The following is an 18,122-nucleotide window of genomic DNA, read 5'->3' on the forward strand; positions in this document are numbered from 1 at the left end:
CCGTGCCAACCTGCGAGTCCGCTGCTCATGTGGTGCGGAGCATGTTTTCGACGCTGGCCGCTTCTGGCGGTACGCCATGCTCCGTTCCTGGAACACGCAGCTAGGCGCACTGGGTCACCACATCCGCTGCCGGGCTTGTGGAAAGCGCGGGCCGCGCCTCAGCGCCACCCCGCAGCCGCCAACCCTGGCGGATCCTTTTCCCCGGGACGAGGCTGCGTGGAAGGCTCTCCACCGGCGCCTAAGGGACTAAAGGCAGAGATTGGGTGGAAAGCTGACGATAACCTGCGGCTCCGAGCCAGGCAGGTGGTCGTCAAGCGGCACAAGAGGCTAGATGCATTTCAAGGGAAAGCGGCTTGACCCCTGGGCGAAACCGCTGCGATGGCGCAGCGGCATTTCGCGAAAAGGGGGGGGCACCGCAATGCACATTCATGTTCCGAAATTGGCGCATTCCGTGCGCGAGTTTCTGGTCGAGATCAGCACCATCACCGTGGGCATTCTGATCGCGCTGAGTCTGGAAGCAGGCGTGGAAGCTTGGCACCATCATGAACTGGTGGAGCAGGCCCGCGCCAATCTCCGCAGAGAACTCGATGACAACCGAAAAGGGTTGGCAAAGTCGCTGGCCACCGAGCGCAGTGCATTGCTGGGCTTAAACCGTATGTCTGCCATAATTGGGACGACTCTGGCGGGCAAAAAACCGGAGAGCGCCAGCATCGACATCAACATCGATTTCATCGAGATGCGGACTGCGGCCTGGGAAAGTACCGTTGCGACCCAGGCACTGACCCATATGCCGTATGAAGAGGCACAGACGCTTGCGCTCGCCTATTCCGCAAGCCGGACCTTCAATGGATTGCAGCAAGAGGCGCGCAAGCCATACATCGAGATGGCTGGCACCTTGGGTGAAGATCCCTCATCCATGAGCAAAGAGGAACTCCGCGAAGCGCAGCGTGCTGTCGGCATCAATCGGATGTACGTAACGGCAGCGCTGGCGACAGGGAAGGATCTGCTGGAGGTCTACGACCGGGCGTTAGAGAAACTGGACTGAATCGGCGGAAGCCTCGCTGCCGCAAGTCGCTGGAGCGAGCTTCTTCGTCCGATACGACAGCCGTGAACGTCCGCAACTCGGCGTTACCTGCCGTTGCCGGTCGGGGGTATCGGCGGGGTACAGCTTAGCGGTTGCGGCTCTCAGACCCAGGCTTTCTGCGGTGCCTACCTGGGCGCGGCGGAGGGTCTCTCCGCCGCGACCGGGGGGAAGGAGCCGGTCCGCCGGCGATCAGCTGTGGATACGATTTACCTTCCGGGGGGACTCACGGCTTGCTAGTTGCATCCCCATATAATTGTGGAGACGGGTCCGCCGCTATCGCTGCGCCCGCTGCTCGCGACAAGCGCCGGCTTGGTTGCCCTTCTCTCGGACGCCGGCCGCTCCGCGAATAGCCAAGGCACAATCATGAACACATCACAACCGGGTACAAACGTGCAGACGCGGTCGCGGGCTCTGAACTTGAATCTGTCTAAGGCGCGGATCGAGCAACTGTGCGCGAAGCATGATGCGGCGATCAGCGTGATCGAGCCGCTGCCGGGCGGTGGCACTCGCGTCGTGCTGATGAACATTTCTGACGCGGACGTTTTGCGTCAGGCGTGTTCGGGCAAGCTCTTGGCCCGAGACGTTCCTCGAACAGCCTTTTTCCGGGGTCGGTGAGGCTGCACACGAGCCAACCCCGATCGCTCCCTTGCTGGACAACATCGAAATGGAAAAGGTTCCAGTGCTTGAGCGGGCAATCGGATTGGCGCGCTCGGGCGGATGCACGTCGGTCAATCACGTGCGGCAGCTGCTGCGTCGCGAGGGTTACGCCGACGTGGCAGTGGGGCTCGCAGGCGCGGCTGCCAATCGGGCGATCATCGATGCACTGAGAGAGGCGCTCGGCCGGGGCTAGCGGCGTTCACGGCATCGTCTGCCGCTGCCTCGGCGAACTGCTGGGTCGGGCGAGAGCCTCACCTGGGGGTCCTGCCCGTGGAGCGTGAATGTCACGCCTGCAGAAAAGTTGGTGCTTTGGGAAACCTAGGTGAACGGCATTTCTGCACGAGCAGCCCCAGAGTAGGAGGCGAGGCGTACCGCTTTGCCAGTAGCGGCTCCTAGGGCTTGGTCCTCTGCAGTGTCCGCGGGCGCAGCGCTAAAAGCGTGTACGCAGCTAAGCTCCGGAACGTGGGATGCCGATCTGCGGCAGGAAATGCTGCGGCAAGCGGATAAGTTGCTCTGCGGCGGGCGCCATTGTCCCGTTGAAGGTCAGCATGAACAAGATAAGATTGTCCGCGTCAGTAACAACCATGCTCCACTCTTCAGCAGCCCAGAACTGATGGGCGTTATCCGCAATGAGAGCGCCTGCCGTTTGAACCGCCTGCAAACGCGCCTCGTGAGTGGACGCGAATTCCACCCCCACGCTGTCGCGTAGATCCTTGCCGTCATTGATGTGGAAGAAGTAACGCATGCGTGCTCCGTCTGTAGGCGGGAGCACACTTGTCTCTCAGTCGGTGCGGCCGTGACATCGCTCACCGATATCGACGATATGGTGCGCCATACGAGTGGAACAAGGTTCACCTGCAAGACGACCTTCGCGCCTACGCGCCGGAATCGCCCAGCGAACACCGAAACTGATGACGGTCTGTCTGGGGGTGCCGCTGGGGTATCGCTCGGCATCGCCCACTCTTGAACCGAGCTTTTCTGCGGTGCCTGCTGGATCACGGCGGACAGCATCTCCGCCGTGGAATGGCCGAAGGTGGGTGGAAAGCGGGCAGGCAGCTTTTGAGAGGTAGGGTGGCCCTAACAGCCGCCCCACAAAGACGGCATTCCGGCGAGCCACAGGTCCGTGGACAAGGTCCAAGTATTATCGCTAAGTATCCGCACGACCAGGCAGCAGGGAACCGCGATGAATCTGAAGATGATAGTGGCAGCGTCCGTTGTGGGTCTGGCTGGCACCTCAGTGCATGCCCAGGTCGCTCCTGCGGGTCTATCCGACCGATATACAGCATGCCACGCGCGGGCGGGAGATAACACCGTACAACAGGGCATCTGCGCGCAGTCTGAAATGGGATCTCAGGATGCTCGGCTGAATAAGGCTTATCAGGAGGTGATGCGTCAGCTCGCAAAAACTCCTGAAAAGCGCCTTGCTCTTCGCGCGGAGCAGCGAGCCTGGCTGAAGGCCCGCGACTATGAGTGCAAAGTTGATCAAGAGACGATCAACAGCAGCTGCTTGGTCATGAAGACGGCAAGCCGCGCGGACGAGCTGGAGCGCATGATCCGCTTCTAGGTTCTGTGATCAGCCGTAGCGGAGGGAGGTAGCTGCGCAGGTGCCATTTGGCCGAACGGCCGACATTGGGCACTTTCCGACGGTCAGCTTTATGGACGCACGGCCTAGCGATAGCTAATTTCGAGCTTCACCTGCGTCTGGAACCCTCGGTCGCCGAGCGCGTGAGACACCTCGCTTACGACCCAGCGCTCGGCATCGATTACGGGCTTGAAGCCAACGACGGTGACCGGCTGTTCTGGCTTCATGTCGGCGCGGCCGAGCGCGAGATTTAGCGCCAGCGTACGGGGCTGGCGGGCGGCACGGCTGCTCTCGGCCGTCGCCGCCGCCTGCGCGTCGGCTTCGTTGGCATAGGTGCGGGACAGCTTGCGGGCGCCGTCCGCGTTGCCCACCGTGACCGTCTTCTTCTTCGCGGCGGCGCGATCGTGCCAGCTGGCGGTGACGCCGGTCACTTCCTCCTGCTTCTGCACTTGGTAGTCGTGCCGATCGCCGTCGCGGCGGTGAATGGTCCGCGCGGGTAAGTTGACGCCGGAGATGGTTGCCGCCTTGCCGAGCGGCGCCAGCACCAGGTTCCCGCGCTTGATGGTGGCGGCCGCGTCGTGGTCGCGACCCAGGCGGCGCAGGAAGGCGAGGTCGCTTTCCCGGCTCTGCGCCTTCGTGGTGACCGCGATCGACGCCAGTGCGGGCGCACAGCGCGGCGTCAGCCCATGCGCACGGGCAACGTCGGCGACGATCGCGCCCAGCGTGGTGCCGCGCCAGCTGCGTTCCCGGCGCACGCGCATCGCGCCGGTGAAGTCAGCGGCACGGGCGCGAACGGTAATGACATCGGGCGGGCCGGTATGGGACACTTCGTCAACGATGAAGGTGCCCTTGTCGACCAGGCCAACCGTCACGTCGCTGCCCTGCTTCCATCCGAGCTGCACGCGGATCACGGCGCCGGTGCGCGGGAGATTGAAGGCGCCGTCGCTATCGTCGAGCACCAGGTCGAGCTGATCCGCCTCGTTCCCGCGCTTGTCGGTGATACCGAGCGAGATCAGGCGCGGGCGGTTTCGGTTGGCCGGCACGCGATCGCGCAGCCGCGGCGTGATGTCGACGCCGTCCACCTCGACGCGATAGTCGGGGATGTTGGCGATCATGCCGGCTGCTCGCTATCGACGCGTAGCAGCTCGATCTGGAAGTCGATCGCGCGCGGGGTGCCGTCGGCGAACAGGTGCTTGTGGCGTTCGTCGAGCGTCTGGATGACGAAGGCGCCGAAGATCATGCCGGCGCCGTCGACCAGTGGCCAGGCGTCTCCGCTGTCCGCCATGGTGCGCAACTGGTCGAGGTTCAGGCGGCCATCGCTCAGCTCGGCGTAGGCGGTGCCGGCGATCGAGACTGTTTCCTCCCCAGGACCGACGAACTGCGTCGCATCGCGCTGACCAATGCGCTGCGAGGTTGCATGGCGCCAGGCGGTACGGCGGGTCAGATCCTCATGGGCGAGGGTGTCGAGCGAGAAGGGGAACAGCCCCAAAGACATCAGCATCAGACGTTCCAATCTGCGTCATCGGCGAAGGCCGAATAGCTGTCAGCGCGGCGCGCGGCGTCGAAGCGGGCAAGCGCCTGCTCGACGGCGGTGGCGATCTCCTGCGGATCGCGGTTCGCGCCGTTGATGTTGATGGTGACCGCCAATGGCGCGGGCGCAGCAGCGCGTGGCGCTGCCGGCGGGCTGCCAGGGCCGGGCGCCCCGCCAGCCACCGCCAGTGCCGGGGTGGCGGCCGTCACCGCCAGCGCGCGGGTCAGGTCGCGCGACAGGCGCGTCATGCGGCCGACCGGCGCATCGGCGTCGTTGTCGATGCCGTTGTGCAGCCCGGCCATGAGGTGGCCGCCGTATGCCATGAACACGCGGGACGGGGAGTGGATGCCCATCGCCTTGGCAAAGGCGCCGCCGATCGTGGTGGCGACGTTGGTGATCAGCTTCAGCACCCAACCGACGCCGGAGAGGATTCCGCGACCCAGCCCTTGGATCAGGTGCAGGCCCATCTGCGAGAACCGGCCGACAAGCCCCCCCACAAGGTTCAAGGCGTTGTAGAGCGGCTGCACCATGGGGCCGACGATGGCGGCGAGGAAGGCGACGCCGGCCATGAAGCCGGCACGGATCCGGTCCCAATTGCCGTAGACCGCTTTCGCGACCAGCATCAGCGCGGCGACCGGCGGCATGAAGATGACCAGGGCGCCCAGCAGCAGGTTGCGGATGAACGCCCAGTTCGAGGTGAAGGTCGAGCGAATGCGCTCCCAGATGCCGCCGAAGAACCCGCTGATCGCGCCCCAGTTGTTGTAGACCTGGTACGCGCCATAGGCGAGCAGGGCGACGGCGGCGACGACGCCCAGGACGATACCGATCAGCGGCGCCATGGCGATGCCGGTCGCGGTCGACAGCGCGCCGAAGAGCGCCATCGGCCCCATCATCGCGGCATAGGCGAGCGTCAGGAGGGCGGCGGCGCCCATGAGCGCCGTGATTGCCACCGTCGCCAGGACGATCGCTTTGGTCAGCGCCGGGTGGCGTTGCGACCAGTCGCCCAGGCGGGAAGCCATGGCAGCCGCCTTGCCGAGCAGATCGTTCACGTTGGGCAGCAGCACGGTGCCGAGCTGAATGCCCAGCGTCTGGGCGTTGACGGTCAGCTGCTTGGTCTGTTCTTCGCTGTCGCGCAGGCGCTCGGCGAAATCGGTGTCGGTGGTGCCGCTGGCGCTCATCGCCTCGCTGCGGATCCGCCGATATTCCTCCATGTTCTGGATCAGCGGGCGGAGGCCCTGCTGCACCTGCGCATCCTCGAACAGGTAGCCCAGGCGTGACAGGTCGCCCTTCAGCGTCTTGTTCGTCAGCTCGGAGATCGCCTCGATCGGCGTTTTCCCCTCGGCATACATGCGCTTGAGCGCCTTCGGCAGATCCACGCCCATTTTCCCGAACGCGCGCACGGTCGCCGGGGACGTGATCTTCTGGAGGATGTTGCCCAGGTTGGTCGCGGCGCTGGCGCTGTCGCCTGCGCCCTTGCGCGTGATCTGAAGCGCGGCGGCGAGGTCGGAACCGGCAGCGACGCCCGTCTGTCCCAGCCCTTGATAGGCGGCCGACAGCGACGGGAAGTACTGCGCCATGTCCTTCACCTCGAAGGCGCCGGCCTTGCCCGCCGCCGCCATCGCGTCGATCATGCGGCCGGTGTCGTCGAGCGCGACCTTCAGGTTGTCGTGCGCGGCGAAGCTGGCGGCAGCGAGGTCCGAGATCTCAGCCTTGTAGGCGGTGGCCGCGCGGCCGATCGGCTGCATCATCGCGGTTGCCTGACGCGGATCGAGGCCGAAGCCCGACAGCGTATCGACGCCTCCCTGCATCGCCTCCGGCAGCTGGTTGGCGGCGCGTGCTGCGCGCAGCAGGTCGACTCCCATGCGCGCGGTCGCAGCGCGGGTGAGGTTCGCCTTCTGACCGATGTCGGTCATGGCCGATTCGTATTCCTGCGCGCCCTTGATGCCGGCGACGATCGGCAGCGCCATGGCGCCCGCGGTGGCGAGCATGCCCATGCCAGCGCCGGCGACATTGCTGGCCGTGCCCATGGTGCGGCTGAACCGATCGCGCGCTGCGCCCATGCGCTGCTCGCGGTTGGCCACGCGCTCCAGGCGGTGTTCCTGCTCGGCCAGCTCGCGATTGGTGTCGGCGTAGCGACTAGCGAGGTTGCGCTCGTAGCCAGCCAGGTCGCGGGTGTTGGCGCCGGCAGCCTGGAGTGCGCCGCGCAGTTCGCGCAGCTGCTGCACGTCGTGGCGGTGGCTGGTGGCGAGCTGTTCGGCAGCGCGCGTCGCTTCGGCAAACTCGCGCTTGATGGCGCGGGTGGGCTTGGCGGTCTGCTCGATCTCGCGGCCGAGCGCTGCCGCACGCTGTTCGGCCGCCCGCATCGCCGTTGCCGACGAACGCATGCCGGCGCGCAGGGTGGCGAAGCTGTTCAGCTGCTCCTGCTGGCGATCCAGCTCGCGCAGCCGCTCGCGGGTGCCGCGCAGTGCCTCGGTCGCGGCGCGCGAGCCGCCGGCGATGTCGCGCAGCGGCTTGGTGACACGGTCGCTGGCGGCGAGCAGCATGCGGATCTTCAGCTCGCGATCAGACACGTCACTTTTCCTTCTTGGGCGCGCGCTCGGCGGCGAGGCGGTGCCAGTCCATCAGTTCGGCGATCGACATGGCGGACATCGCCTGCAGGTCGGGCTGGCCGCGCAGCACCCACCAGATGTCCGCCATGACGGGTTCTACTCGGTCGGGGAGACCGCCTGCTTCGCGCTCGACGGCAGCAAAAAATCGAGCACCTCCAGGTGGAACTGCGTCAGGTCGGCGGGATCCATGGCGGCGAACTGCGGCTTGGTGAGCGCCGGCTTGGTGATGCGCCCCGCGAGCGTTTCGAGCGAGGTGTAGTCGCCCTGGATGAGCGGGTTGACGGACAGGCCGCGCATCTCGCCGGCACCGGGCTTGCGGACCTCGATCTCGGCACCGGCTTCGTGCGCGACGACACCAGCAACAGAAACGGCGGCCTGGAGGGCGAAACGGGAAAAGACAGCAGACATGGGATGATCCTAGATTTCGTGGGGGCGGGGTGGCCCCGGCGCGCGGCCGGGGCCGGGGATCAGAGGCGGCCGAGGGCGTTGCGCTGGGCTTCCATGCGGTCGACGCCGCCGATGCGCTCGATCGCGTTGAGGACGTCGATGTAGACCAGCTCCTCGCCGTCGCGGGTGAGCTGGTAGAAGACGACGGCGGTCTTGCCCTTCATCTCCGTATCTTCGCCGGCCTTGCTCTCGCCGAGGTCGATCTCTTCGTGACGGCCGCCGAGGATCGCTTCCCAGCTATGGACGGCGCCGGTGGCATCGTCCTGGGCCGCTGCGGTAAACCGCATCTGGATCCCTTCGAGCTGTTCGTGGCCGAAGCCCATGATCAGGTCGCGCACCCAACCGCCGCAGGCCCATTCGGCCTCCAGTGCCTCGCCGCCCATATCGACCTTGACCGGGCGGTCCATCCCGCCGCCGCGGAACTCCTCCAGCTTGCGGCCGAGCTTGGGGAGGGTGACCGAGGTATGTTCGGCAACCCAGCGGCCGTCGACGAACAGGTCGGCCTTCTTCAGTTTTTCGGGAAAGCTCATGGGGAAAATACTCCGGAGAGGGGATCAGGCGCGCGCGGTCAGGCCGCGACCAGGTCGGCGAAGTTGGCCAGGAACTCGTCCGTGATTTCCTGGACGAGGTTCAGCCGCTCCAGCGGGGGGATCGGCGTGTAGCGGTAGCCGATGGTCAGGATGCCGCTGCGCAGCTTGTCGACCGGGTTCTTGGCCGCATCGAACACCGCCTGGGCGCCGTAGATCACGCCCTCCAGCTTCATCGCGCGGAACTTGGCGTTGCACTGCTCGACGATGTCGCGCGCGAGGCCAGGGGTCAGCGGCTTGTCGATCGCCCAGACCAGGCCGGCGGCGATGGTGTCGGCGAGGATGTGGGCGGTGCGGGTTGCGGACTCGAAGGCGAAGTTCGCATCGCTGGAGGTGGTGCGCGAACCCCAGAAGCGCAGCTCGCCGTTGATCCGCACCAGGGTGGTGACGTTGGCGGCGTTCAGCACGTTGGCGTCGCAGTCGGGATCCTGAATGTCGAAGGTGACGTCGCGGGTGATGCCGACGACGCCGGCGCCGGCGGTGATGCCGGGCAGCGGCACGTTGGACAGCGTCTTGTGCCAGCCCTGCTCCTGGTCGATCCGGGCCCGCATGGCGACGGCATGGGCGGCGGCGTAGCTGGGCACGCTGGTGCCGTCCGCGCGACGCACGGTGACGTCCGGCCACAGCAGCATGAGCGCGCGCGAGGTGAAGCCGGAGGCATAGGCGTCGACGGCAGCGACGTCGTCGCCCAGCGCTTTGGCATAGGACATGCCGCGCAGCTTCTCGGCCACCTCCGCAAGGGCGGTGGTGACCTCGACATTCTCAAGGCCGGGGGCGGCGAGGATTCGCGGCTTCACGCCGGTGACCGCCTCGGCACTGAGCAGTGCCTGCATGCCGGTGCGCAGGCCGTTCGCGTCGGCGCCGATGATGGCTGCCTGCGTAGCGGCGGCATCCGCACCAGGTGCGACCCGCACCACGACGACGGGCGCGCGCACGGTAGCCGCGATTGCGGACAGGGTCGCGGCGAGCGTGCCGCCAGCGCCGGCCGCGACGATTGCGGCGTCGAGATCGCGCACCAGCACCGGCCGGTCGAGCGGGAAGGCGTCAGCGGTGGCAGCGGGCGCGGTCGCGACCAGGCCGATAACGGCGGTAGCCACGGTCGCGATGATGCGCGGCGCGTTGGAGATCTCGGTCAGGGAAATGCCGTGGTGGTAACGGTCGGCCATGGATGGTCCTTTCAGGAAGCGCGGGCAGAGCGAACGGGGATGGCGAGGGTGAGCGGGGCGCCGGCGCGGGGGCCGTCGAGGCGCTTGCCGACGATGCGGAGAACGGCGGCGCCGGCGGTGGCCCCGGTCTCGACGGTGATGCGCGTCGCGCGGATCCGCGGCTCCTGACGCTGCAGGGCGAGGGCGCCGGCGGCGACCAGCGCCAGGCGCGTGCGATCGTTCATCGGCTGATCGAGCAGCTCGGGGATGTGCGAGCCGTACCAGCGCCGGCCGACGCGGGTGCCGAGCGGCGTGGCAAGAATGTCCTGCACCGACTGGCGCAGATGCTCGATGCCCTCCAGCAGCTTGCCGGTGGCGGCGTTCATGCCGATCATTGCGGCGGCCCCGAGATCGCGCCGCCGGCCTGCACCTTGGTGTGGACGTGATCCTTCAGGCTCTTGCCGGCGCCGACGACGTCGTCGGTTGCGGTCAGCTTGCCGGCGATCTCGACGTCGCAGTTGATGCGGATCTTACCGGGCGCGATCGACAAGCTTGTGCCGTCGCCGAGTGCCACCATGGCTTCGCCCGCGCCGGGGTCGTAGCCGATCCAGGTGCCGTCCGAGAACGCGATGTGGGTGGTGTCGCCGCCGGGTGCCGGGTGCGCGTCGGAGAAGATGCCGGGCAGCACGATCGCGCGCTCGATGTCGCCCTCGGGCGAGAGCACCGCGACCTGTTCGCCCACGCTCGGGGGCGACCAGATCGTCGTATCGCCGGCACGGCCGGCGAGCCAGGGGATAGGGCCGCTTTCGAGATCGCCGATGGCGACACGGCACGTCGCGCCGACGCGTTCGATCACAACGCCTTCGCGCAGCAGGTCGCCGATCAGGCGGGGGGTGTCGACAGGTTCGGCCACGAAAACGACCATGCGCGGCCGGGCTGCGGCGTCACGGGGGCCGCAATCGTAGAGACGCACTCTACGATTGCGGGTCGGCAGACGATCAGGTCACAGCTTTAAGTTGGACGGCTTCACGGTGACCCAAGGGGAGCAGATGTAGATGTTGTCGCCGTTCGCGGGGTGGCGCACCCGCTTGTCCAACATCAGGCCGGCTACGGGCAGGGTCGGCTCCAGCGTGAGGTTCGCCAGGGCCGCGGCGTTGTTGTTGGTCTCATAGCTGCCGCTCGCGGGCGAGCCGTCGATCGCGCGGTTGAAGACCTCGATCGCCGGGAACAGTGCGCCCGTCGCGGCAGTCCAAAGCGGCCACCCGTCCTTGTCGAGCCCGGTTGCCATGTGGACGCCGATGCCCGCGCGCGAGTTGCTGCTGTCGTTCTCGAAGTCGAAATTGTGCGCATACAGCATGCGGAAGGGCTGGCGGTCGTTGAGTCCCGACAGCACCAGCAGCGAGCCCGTATGGCTCTGCCCCTTCAAGGCCGGATCGTAGCGCGGGCCGCCCAGGAGCGCGGTGCCGAGGCCGGAAAACTTGTAGGCGACGCGCATGTTCGCGTTCAGCGCCGGCGTCTCGCTGCTGGATCGGGAAAGGACATAGAGCGAGCCGTCCGGCAGCTCCGCGATGCTGCTTTCGCCCGGCTCGGGCCAGGTCATCTCGCCCGTGCCCGGATGCATGATCTGGGTCGTGGGGACGGTGCAGGTGACCAGGAAGGGCGCCGGCTTCCCCTCGATCCATGCCGGATCCAGCTTGATGAGCTTGATGCTCGACCCCGACCCGGAGTGCGGCGTCACCGTGTCGGTGTAGCGGAAGGGGAAGAACATGGCGCCTTTGTTCGGCGCGAGCTTCTTGACGATGCCCGACGAGTTCGGCGGCGCCGCATATTGCGCGCCCAGATAGTCGAGGCTGATGCAGTCGAAGTCGCGGAACGGAAGCGCCAGCTTGGTGCCGGCGGCACCCCGAAACTCGTCGGTTGCCCAGTCATAGTAGAAGGCGTGCACCGTGTCGGGCACCACGCCCTTGATCGAGCTATGCACGTGGCGGACCTTGAACAGGAACCAGTGCCGGCGGGTGGCCGGATCGTAGCAGGTCGACCAGTTGCCGCAGGCGTTCTCGCGCTCGACGCCGTCGCCGTCGACCGTGAAGCTGCGGACCAGTTCGACAGGCGGGGCCGCCCACAGCACGTCGAGGTTCGCATAATCGCCCCCGATCGGCACGATGATGCCGCGCCGGAACAGGCCCGGTGCCGGATCGTCGTCGCCGCCGGTGTTTCGGCGACCCTCGATCATTGCGAAGACCTGGATGCCTTCGCTGCGCGTCCAGGTCGGCTGACGCACATAGTTGGTGACACCGCGATGGGCAGCACTCCACACGGCATTGGCGTTGGCGAAGCCGATCCGCTGATCGAAGTTGGTCTCGGTCGTGTACTGGACGGCGCCGCCGTTGCGCACGACCTTCATCTCGGTTTCCAGCGCCGTGGTGCGCTTGCGCGTCGAGACTGCGACGTCGCGGACGCTGTTGCGTTTGACGACAGCGGACCAGCGCGGCGGCGCCGTCGAGGCCGAGACGGTCAGGACCGCACCGATATCCGGGCCGGGATTGATGGAGATCGTCAGGCTTGAGCCTGCAGGCTGATTGGCGAGGAGGTATGCCGCCGCGCCGCCAGCACCGCCGCCATGATGCGTGCCGAAGGTCCAGCGTTCGGGCAGATTGCGGTCGACGACCGCCGGATCCCAAACCCATGCATCCGCCGGGATGGTGTTTTCGCCGACGACGCGGGCGCCATAATGGCGCGCGAAGATCTTCAGCTGGGTGGGGCTGACGACTTGCGCGAGATAGGCATAGGCGTTGCCAGCGGTCACGCTGGCGTAGGTCAGTGACTGCAGCTGCCCGCCCTCGGCGACGATACGGCCGTCGAAGCGGGCGGTGTTGGCTGTCGCCACGCTTCCCGCTGCCACGGCACCGGGGCCATCGGTGGCCACATCGACAAAGCGATACTGCTCGAAGGCTGCCTGGGCGGCGGCGGCGTATTGGCGCGCTTCGGCGAGGGTCGGCTGCACGGCGGCGCTGGCAAGCAGGCCCATGCGGATCCGCTTGGTTTCGCCCCGGTCGAACACCACCACCGGTTCGTCGCCGGTCGGCTCGACCAGCTCGGGCAGTTCGGAGATCTTGGCCATGTCAGTACCCGATGAGGATGAGGGTGAAGCCGTTCACCAGACGGTCGTTCTGGTCGTCGGCCTGCAGCTGGATCACGCAGGACGTGCGGCCGGGCTCGCCGGCGATCTGCGGCCACGAGTCGCGGTTGTTCGCCGGCGCGCTGATGAAGGCGGTGGCGCTCGCAACCAGGCAGCGGTTGGGGAAGGCGAGCGGGTAGTTGACCGTCACCGCCGGTTCGTCCGCGAGGGTCGCGCGATAGTTGACCCACTGGACGATCAGCCCGCCTGGGAGCGTCCAATAGCCGTTCGCCTCCAACAGGTGCGCCAAGCCGCCGAAGCTCTCGGGCGTGACGGCGACATTGCCCGCCGTCCCATAGAGCAGCTGCTCGGGCGTGGCGGCCGGGACGGAGATCGTCTGGTCGGTGCCTAGGGCACCGCCGCCGAGCGCCAGGCCGGCGGTGTCGATGCGGCGGGTGAGCGGTACGCGGGCGGCGATCGAGGCGAGGACGTTGCCGATGCTCGCCGGGGTGAGCGCCTTGGTCGTGAGGGTACCCGCGTCCGCCTCGGCGGCGCTCGCCGCTTCCACGGTGATAGTGCGGTCGGCAGTCAGATCCCCGCCGCCCGTGGCTAACCCGGCGCCGGTGATGCGACGGCCGAGCAGTCCGCCCGCCCAACCGGCAAGCCGCTGCGCGAGCGTGCGCGGGGTGACGACGCGCTCCGCGTCCTCGCCGGCGTCGACTTCCTCCTGCGTCGCCAGTTCGACGACACCGCGGGTGGCGGTGGTCGCCGGCGGGTTGAGGAAGTTGGTGTCGCCGAACGTCAGCTGCTCGACGTTGCCGGTCGGGAAGGCGATGTCGATCGCGAGGTGCATGTCGGAAAGCGCCGACTTCTCGAACAGCGCTTCGTTCTGAGCATAGGTCGCGAAGAGCGTGCCATCGGCGAGGAACAGGCCGAAGCCGCGGACCGTGTAGGCGAGCGGATCCGCGTCACGCACGACCATGTGCACGACGTTGTCGCCGATCGCCTCGCCCGAGATGGTAGACACGCGACGGAACTCGCCCGGCAGCGCGGTGAGCGTGGGGGCCTCGACGAAGGCGCGATCGGAGAGGCCGACCGCGCTGATCGACAGATCGATGTCGTCGTCGACCTGGGCGGCGGTGAAGCGGGAATGGCCCGCCTGGGTGATGGTGAGGGCGAGCTTGCTCATGGGGCGGTGTCCAGAAAGGCGCCGGAGTCTTCCTGCAGCGGCTCGCCATCCTCGGTTTGGAGGTAGGCGGCCCAGGCCGGCGAGGTGTCGAAGTTGGCGGCCATGTCCTGGCGGACGGCGCCGGTGAGCCGGGCGACGCCCTGGATGCCGATCGCGCCCTCAAGCCCGAGCGTCTGCACCAGGCGGAAGTGCTCACGCGCCGGCTTCACCCGCGAAACTTCGCGGATGATGGCTTCGGCAAAGGCCGCGGTGGCGCGGCGGCCGCCGGGCTCCACGCCGTCACCGGCGATCGGCAGGCGGACCTCGAAGGTGTGCGGATCCGCGCGGGGCGCCGCCTGGTGCCATTCGACCAGGTGCAGCAGCTGGTCGAAGCGGCCCAGCACGGTCTCCACCGACGCGCGGGTGCCCTTGATCCGGTGCAGCGCGATCGACCCGGCGACGGCAGCGCGCTTCTCCGCTTCGCTCCAGTCGTCGTCCCAGCTGTCGACCGACAGGCCCCAGGCGAGCCACGGCAGCCACCGAAGCGGGATCCGCTGCGGATCTCCGAGCGCCTCGACCGGGAAGGGCACGTCGCCGATGCGCGCGGTCGCCGATTCGGCCGCGCGTTCCAGCGGGGTGGCGTTGGGAGGCAGCAGGCTAGGCGTCATAGCCGCCGTGGGCGATGACGATGTCGGTGCACCAGGCTGCCTGCGTATAGTCGCAGACGACGTCGGCCGTGGGAGCGGCCAGCACGACGCGCTGGACGCCGGGGACGGTCAGCGCAGCGTAGAGGCCGGACATGGTCACGTCGCGGCCTAGAAGCCGGCATTCGGCGAGATAGCGGTCGAGCTGCTCGCGGGCTGCGGTCAGCACCAGTGAGCGGTCGGGGCCGGCGAAGGTGTAGAGCGTGGCGTGGACCGCGAAGGTGCGGATCTCGGCGCTGGCGACGGTGACCAGGTCGCCGAGCGGGCGGACCTCGCGTGCGTTTACCCGCTCGCGGACGGCATCGAGCAGCGCGGCCGAGGCTGCGCCGTCGCCTTCCCGCGACAGCACCGTGACCCGAACCTCGCCGGGGGCAGGCGAGATGGCGCTCGCGTCCAGCACGCCGGGATCTGCCGACTTGGCGTGGTAGATATAGGCCAGCTCAGGGCCGGCGACGGAGAAACCTTCCGGCCCAAGCACGGCCCGCTGGCGCAGGGTGTCGTCTGCTTCGTTGGGCAGGCGGGTGACGCCGACCAGAGCCGCGAGGTGATCCAGATTGGCGCCGAGGGCGTAGGCGACCATCAGCTGGCGCGCGGCGTCGTTGGCACCTTGGCGCAACAGCAGCTCGCGGTAGGCGACGACCTGCAGCAGCTTCACGACCGGATCGCTTTCGACCAAGGCGTCGAAGGCCGGCAAGCGCGCGCGCAGGGACTCGACCAGCTCAGCGAGGATCTGCTCGAATGTCAGCTGCTCGACGATCGTCGGCGCTGGGAAGCGCGACAGGTCGATAGCATTGGAGCTGGCGGGGGCGGTGGACATCGCCGGCCATGTCGGCGGCGGGAGGTGACAGCGGCTAGGGGGCTGCAATCGTAGAGACGCACTCTACGATTGCGGGAAACGCCTCGTAGCTACCTACGCCGAAAATGCCCAACCTCGGCAATTCAGGACCCTTCAGCCCTGACCTAAAGCTGCCCTTCGTTCATCGTGAGCGTTGCGGCGCCGTCGCTATGCTCGACAGGTCGGTTGTCGCGTCGATCGGCACGCCGGCATCCTTCCGCTCCGAATACCGGTCGACTAGCTGAGCCACGTGCGGGCGCAGCAGGATCGTGAAGCGGACCAGCTCCTCCATGACGTCCACGATGCGGTCGTAGTAGCTGGACGGCTTCATCCGGCCGGCGTCGTCGAACTCCTCGAAGGCCTTGGCGACGCTCGACTGGTTCGGAATCGTCACCATCCGCATCCAGCGGCCTAGGACGCGCAGGGTGTTCACGCTGTTGAACGACTGCGATCCCGCCGACACCTGCATGACGGCGAGGGTCCGGCCCTGGGTCGGCCGCATCCCGCCCATTGACAGCGGCAGGTGGTCGACCTGCAGCTTCATGATGCCGGTGATCTGGCCATGCCGCTCCGGGCTGCACCACACCTGTCCCTCCGACCACATCGACAGCTCGCGCAGCTCGTGGACGGCCGGATGGTCGTCGCCGGCCACCTGGTCTGGGAGCGGCAGGGTCGAAGGGTCGAAGATGCGCGCCTCCGCGCCGAAGAACCGAAGCAGGCGCGCCGCCTCCTCGACGCACAGCCGGGAGTAGGACCGTTCGCGCAGGGAGCCGTAGAGCAGCAGGATCCGCGGGGGCGGGTCGCCTGCGCCTAGGCCTAGCGCGGGACGATCCAGCGCGTAGCGGCGATCGAGTGCGGGCAGGTGGTCGGGGTCGGTGAGGGTGCGGAGAGGCATCAGGCGGGGTTTCCGATGGAGTTCAGGGGGGGGCCGCGGCTCATCCGACGTTGATCCGGACCGCCAGTGCGGCGAGTGTGACCAGCAGCACGGGTACGGTCAGCGTCGCACCGACGCGAAAGTAGTAGCCCCAGCCGATGCGGATGCCCTTCTGTCCAAGAACGTGCAGCCACAGGAGGGTGGCGAGCGAACCGATCGGCGTGATTTTGGGGCCGAGGTCGCAGCCGATCACGTTGGCGTAGACCATCGCTTCCCTGACGGCACCCGTTGCATGGGTCGCGTCGATCGACAGGGCACCGACCAGGACAGTCGGCATGTTGTTCATGACCGACGACAGCAGCGCGGCGATGATGCCGGTGCCGAACGCCGCGCCCCAAACGCCGCCCTGGGCGGCGAGGTCGAGTAGACCGGCGAGATGGTCGGTCAGGCCGGCGTTCCGCAGGCCGTAAACGACCAGGTACATGCCGAGCGAGAAGATCACGACCTGCCACGGTGCGCCGCGCAGGACCTTGCGGGTCTCAATGACGTGACCGCGCCCAGCGATGGTGAGCAGCAGGACCGCGCCGGCTGCGGCGACGGCGCTGACCGGCACGCCGATCGGTTCGAGCAGGAAGAAACCAGCCAGGAGGGCGGCGAGGACGGCCCAGCCCGCCTTGAACGTGGCTGGATCTCGGATCGCGTCGGCCGGCGTGCGGAGCTGCGCGAGGTCGTAGCCGGTCGGCACGTCGCGGCGGAAGAACAGCAGCAGCACGACCAGCGTCGCTGCGATCGACGCGAGATCCACCGGCACCATCACCGAGGAGTAGTCGGCGAACCCGATGCGGAAGAAGTCGGCCGATACGATGTTGACTAGGTTGGACACGATCAGCGGCAGACTGGCCGTGTCGGCCACGAAGCCCGCCGCCATCACGAACGCCAGCGTCGCCTTGTCCCGATAGCCGAGCGCCCGCAGCATCGCGATGACGATCGGGGTCAGGATCAACGCTGCACCGTCGTTCGCGAACAGCGCCGACACGGCTGCGCCGAGGAGGACGATCAGGACGAACAGGCGTCGGCCGTGTCCGCTGCCCCAGCGGGCGACGTGCAGCGCCGCCCATTCGAAGAAGCCGGCCTCGTCCAGCAGCAGGCTGACGATGATGATCGCGACGAACGTCGCTGTCGCGTTCCAGACGATGCCCCAGACCACCGGCACGTCGGAGAGCGAGACCACTCCGGCGAGCAGCGCCACGGCCGCACCGCCCAGCGCGCTCCATCCGATGCCGAGGCCTCGGGGCTGCCAGATGACCAGCGTGATCGTGATGACGAAGATGGCGAGGGCGAGGAGCATCAGGCGACGCGGTGCCCGGAGGCGTCCACCACCTGTTCGCCATCCTCCTTGGCGAACGCGCCCCGCTGCGGCTCGGGCAGCAGATCGAGGACAGTCTCGGACGGGCGGCAGAGCCTCACGCCGAGCGGCGAGACGACCAGCGGCCGGTTGATCAGAACCGGTTGCGCCATCATGGCGTCGAGCAGGTCGTCATCGGTCAGCGAGACGTCACCGAGGCCGAGCTCAGCGTAGGGCGTGCCCTTCTCGCGCAGCAGATCCCGGGGCGTGATGCCGGCGCGGTCGATCAGCTCGACCAGCAGGGCGCGGGACGGCGGAGTCTTCAGATACTCCACGACGTGCGGCTCGATGCCAGCGTTGCGGATCATTGCCAGCGTGTTGCGCGACGTGCCGCAGGCGGGGTTGTGGTAGATCACGACGTCGACGGCCATGGCGC

21 protein-coding genes are annotated in these 18,122 nt (G+C 67.5%); 4 read left to right on the top strand and 17 right to left on the bottom strand.

Features of this window, described 5'->3' with window-relative positions; all coding sequences use genetic code 11:
• Nucleotides 1-331: 331 nt before the first annotated feature.
• The 3 genes from EO081_RS05830 (at nucleotide 332) to EO081_RS05840 (ending at nucleotide 1,934) form a co-directional block, all read left to right on the top strand.
• Nucleotides 332-1,045 carry a hypothetical protein gene (locus EO081_RS05830; protein ID WP_129340929.1) on the top strand — a complete coding sequence of 238 codons (714 nt, stop codon included), beginning with the start codon at nucleotides 332-334 and terminating at the stop codon, nucleotides 1,043-1,045.
• Nucleotides 1,046-1,447: 402 nt separating this feature from the next.
• Nucleotides 1,448-1,699: a hypothetical protein gene (locus EO081_RS05835; protein WP_129340930.1), complete on the top strand. Its 252-nt coding sequence runs from the start codon at nucleotides 1,448-1,450 to the stop codon at nucleotides 1,697-1,699.
• A 31-nt stretch (nucleotides 1,700-1,730) separates the two neighbouring features.
• Complete coding sequence (locus EO081_RS05840; protein WP_129340931.1) at nucleotides 1,731-1,934, top strand: hypothetical protein; 204 nt, start codon at nucleotides 1,731-1,733, stop codon at nucleotides 1,932-1,934.
• Nucleotides 1,935-2,189: 255 nt separating this feature from the next.
• Here the strand turns inward: EO081_RS05840 and EO081_RS05845 are convergent, their stop codons facing one another.
• Nucleotides 2,190-2,486 carry a DUF6894 family protein gene (locus EO081_RS05845; protein ID WP_129340932.1) on the bottom strand — a complete coding sequence of 99 codons (297 nt, stop codon included), beginning with the start codon at nucleotides 2,484-2,486 and terminating at the stop codon, nucleotides 2,190-2,192.
• A 438-nt stretch (nucleotides 2,487-2,924) separates the two neighbouring features.
• Between EO081_RS05845 and EO081_RS05850 the strand changes: the two genes are divergently transcribed.
• On the top strand, nucleotides 2,925-3,305 hold the full coding sequence (locus tag EO081_RS05850; protein ID WP_129340933.1) for a lysozyme inhibitor LprI family protein: 381 nt from the start codon (nucleotides 2,925-2,927) through the stop codon (nucleotides 3,303-3,305).
• A gap of 104 nt (nucleotides 3,306-3,409) precedes the next feature.
• Here EO081_RS05850 and EO081_RS05855 read toward each other — a convergent pair whose 3' ends face one another.
• The 16 genes from EO081_RS05855 to arsC form a co-directional block, all read right to left on the bottom strand.
• Nucleotides 3,410-4,438, bottom strand: a complete 1,029-nt coding sequence (locus EO081_RS05855; RefSeq protein WP_129340934.1) for a contractile injection system protein, VgrG/Pvc8 family — start codon at nucleotides 4,436-4,438, stop codon at nucleotides 3,410-3,412.
• Nucleotides 4,435-4,824 (bottom strand): phage tail protein, encoded by a 390-nt coding sequence (locus EO081_RS05860; protein WP_129340935.1) that lies wholly within the window; start codon nucleotides 4,822-4,824, stop codon nucleotides 4,435-4,437. Before EO081_RS05860 ends, EO081_RS05855 begins: the two co-directional genes overlap by 4 nt.
• Nucleotides 4,824-7,424 carry a phage tail tape measure protein gene (locus EO081_RS05865; protein WP_240697549.1) on the bottom strand — a complete coding sequence of 867 codons (2,601 nt, stop codon included), beginning with the start codon at nucleotides 7,422-7,424 and terminating at the stop codon, nucleotides 4,824-4,826. The genes EO081_RS05860 and EO081_RS05865 overlap by 1 nt, the downstream gene beginning before the upstream one ends.
• Nucleotide 7,425: 1 nt before the next feature.
• A complete protein-coding gene (locus tag EO081_RS17170) occupies nucleotides 7,426-7,551 on the bottom strand; it encodes a GpE family phage tail protein (protein WP_129340936.1) in 126 nt (41 codons plus the stop codon).
• 8 nt (nucleotides 7,552-7,559) lie between these two features.
• Nucleotides 7,560-7,871 (bottom strand): phage tail assembly protein, encoded by a 312-nt coding sequence (locus EO081_RS05875; RefSeq protein ID WP_129340937.1) that lies wholly within the window; start codon nucleotides 7,869-7,871, stop codon nucleotides 7,560-7,562.
• A gap of 59 nt (nucleotides 7,872-7,930) precedes the next feature.
• Nucleotides 7,931-8,440 (bottom strand): phage major tail tube protein, encoded by a 510-nt coding sequence (locus tag EO081_RS05880; protein WP_129340938.1) that lies wholly within the window; start codon nucleotides 8,438-8,440, stop codon nucleotides 7,931-7,933.
• Between the two features lie 38 nt (nucleotides 8,441-8,478).
• Nucleotides 8,479-9,663 carry a phage tail sheath subtilisin-like domain-containing protein gene (locus EO081_RS05885; RefSeq protein WP_129340939.1) on the bottom strand — a complete coding sequence of 395 codons (1,185 nt, stop codon included), beginning with the start codon at nucleotides 9,661-9,663 and terminating at the stop codon, nucleotides 8,479-8,481.
• Between the two features lie 11 nt (nucleotides 9,664-9,674).
• Nucleotides 9,675-10,028 carry a GPW/gp25 family protein gene (locus EO081_RS05890; RefSeq protein WP_240697550.1) on the bottom strand — a complete coding sequence of 118 codons (354 nt, stop codon included), beginning with the start codon at nucleotides 10,026-10,028 and terminating at the stop codon, nucleotides 9,675-9,677.
• 5 nt (nucleotides 10,029-10,033) lie between these two features.
• Nucleotides 10,034-10,555, bottom strand: coding sequence for a phage baseplate assembly protein V (locus EO081_RS05895; RefSeq protein ID WP_129340941.1), 522 nt, complete (start codon nucleotides 10,553-10,555; stop codon nucleotides 10,034-10,036).
• 90 nt (nucleotides 10,556-10,645) lie between these two features.
• Complete coding sequence (locus EO081_RS05900; protein ID WP_129340942.1) at nucleotides 10,646-12,763, bottom strand: hypothetical protein; 2,118 nt, start codon at nucleotides 12,761-12,763, stop codon at nucleotides 10,646-10,648.
• Nucleotide 12,764: 1 nt separating this feature from the next.
• The gene (locus EO081_RS05905; RefSeq protein WP_129340943.1) at nucleotides 12,765-13,949 is read right to left on the bottom strand and encodes a gp53-like domain-containing protein; all 1,185 of its coding nucleotides are present in this window, start codon (nucleotides 13,947-13,949) and stop codon (nucleotides 12,765-12,767) included.
• Nucleotides 13,946-14,596, bottom strand: a complete 651-nt coding sequence (locus EO081_RS05910; RefSeq protein ID WP_129340944.1) for a phage tail protein I — start codon at nucleotides 14,594-14,596, stop codon at nucleotides 13,946-13,948. The genes EO081_RS05905 and EO081_RS05910 overlap by 4 nt, the downstream gene beginning before the upstream one ends.
• Nucleotides 14,586-15,449, bottom strand: a complete 864-nt coding sequence (locus EO081_RS05915; protein ID WP_129340945.1) for a baseplate assembly protein — start codon at nucleotides 15,447-15,449, stop codon at nucleotides 14,586-14,588. The genes EO081_RS05910 and EO081_RS05915 overlap by 11 nt, the downstream gene beginning before the upstream one ends.
• Nucleotides 15,450-15,609: 160 nt before the next feature.
• Nucleotides 15,610-16,362, bottom strand: coding sequence for an arsenical resistance protein ArsH (gene arsH, locus EO081_RS05920; RefSeq protein ID WP_129340946.1), 753 nt, complete (start codon nucleotides 16,360-16,362; stop codon nucleotides 15,610-15,612).
• A 40-nt stretch (nucleotides 16,363-16,402) separates the two neighbouring features.
• The gene (locus EO081_RS05925) at nucleotides 16,403-17,689 is read right to left on the bottom strand and encodes an arsenic transporter (RefSeq protein ID WP_129340947.1); all 1,287 of its coding nucleotides are present in this window, start codon (nucleotides 17,687-17,689) and stop codon (nucleotides 16,403-16,405) included.
• Nucleotides 17,689-18,117 carry an arsenate reductase (glutaredoxin) gene (gene arsC / locus EO081_RS05930; protein WP_129340948.1) on the bottom strand — a complete coding sequence of 143 codons (429 nt, stop codon included), beginning with the start codon at nucleotides 18,115-18,117 and terminating at the stop codon, nucleotides 17,689-17,691. The genes EO081_RS05925 and arsC overlap by 1 nt, the downstream gene beginning before the upstream one ends.
• Nucleotides 18,118-18,122 lie beyond the last annotated feature (5 nt).

This window comes from Sphingomonas desiccabilis, from assembly GCF_004135605.1.
Lineage (GTDB): Bacteria > Pseudomonadota > Alphaproteobacteria > Sphingomonadales > Sphingomonadaceae > Sphingomonas > Sphingomonas desiccabilis.

Excerpts from the sequence above, each read along its gene's own strand:
- EO081_RS05830 (WP_129340929.1), top strand. The coding sequence starts at position 332 with ATGCATTTCAAGGGAAAGCGGCTTGACCCCTGGGCGAAACCGCTGCGA.
- EO081_RS05835 (WP_129340930.1), top strand. The coding sequence starts at position 1,448 with ATGAACACATCACAACCGGGTACAAACGTGCAGACGCGGTCGCGGGCT.
- EO081_RS05845 (WP_129340932.1), bottom strand. The coding sequence starts at position 2,486 with ATGCGTTACTTCTTCCACATCAATGACGGCAAGGATCTACGCGACAGC.
- EO081_RS05850 (WP_129340933.1), top strand. The coding sequence starts at position 2,925 with ATGAATCTGAAGATGATAGTGGCAGCGTCCGTTGTGGGTCTGGCTGGC.
- EO081_RS05855 (WP_129340934.1), bottom strand. The coding sequence starts at position 4,438 with ATGATCGCCAACATCCCCGACTATCGCGTCGAGGTGGACGGCGTCGAC.
- EO081_RS05860 (WP_129340935.1), bottom strand. The coding sequence starts at position 4,824 with ATGCTGATGTCTTTGGGGCTGTTCCCCTTCTCGCTCGACACCCTCGCC.
- EO081_RS17170 (WP_129340936.1), bottom strand. The coding sequence starts at position 7,551 with ATGGCGGACATCTGGTGGGTGCTGCGCGGCCAGCCCGACCTGCAGGCG.
- EO081_RS05875 (WP_129340937.1), bottom strand. The coding sequence starts at position 7,871 with ATGTCTGCTGTCTTTTCCCGTTTCGCCCTCCAGGCCGCCGTTTCTGTT.
- EO081_RS05880 (WP_129340938.1), bottom strand. The coding sequence starts at position 8,440 with ATGAGCTTTCCCGAAAAACTGAAGAAGGCCGACCTGTTCGTCGACGGC.
- EO081_RS05885 (WP_129340939.1), bottom strand. The coding sequence starts at position 9,663 with ATGGCCGACCGTTACCACCACGGCATTTCCCTGACCGAGATCTCCAAC.
- EO081_RS05890 (WP_240697550.1), bottom strand. The coding sequence starts at position 10,028 with ATGAACGCCGCCACCGGCAAGCTGCTGGAGGGCATCGAGCATCTGCGC.
- EO081_RS05900 (WP_129340942.1), bottom strand. The coding sequence starts at position 12,763 with ATGGCCAAGATCTCCGAACTGCCCGAGCTGGTCGAGCCGACCGGCGAC.
- EO081_RS05905 (WP_129340943.1), bottom strand. The coding sequence starts at position 13,949 with ATGAGCAAGCTCGCCCTCACCATCACCCAGGCGGGCCATTCCCGCTTC.
- EO081_RS05910 (WP_129340944.1), bottom strand. The coding sequence starts at position 14,596 with ATGACGCCTAGCCTGCTGCCTCCCAACGCCACCCCGCTGGAACGCGCG.
- EO081_RS05915 (WP_129340945.1), bottom strand. The coding sequence starts at position 15,449 with ATGTCCACCGCCCCCGCCAGCTCCAATGCTATCGACCTGTCGCGCTTC.
- arsH (WP_129340946.1), bottom strand. The coding sequence starts at position 16,362 with ATGCCTCTCCGCACCCTCACCGACCCCGACCACCTGCCCGCACTCGAT.
- EO081_RS05925 (WP_129340947.1), bottom strand. The coding sequence starts at position 17,689 with ATGCTCCTCGCCCTCGCCATCTTCGTCATCACGATCACGCTGGTCATC.
- arsC (WP_129340948.1), bottom strand. The coding sequence starts at position 18,117 with ATGGCCGTCGACGTCGTGATCTACCACAACCCCGCCTGCGGCACGTCG.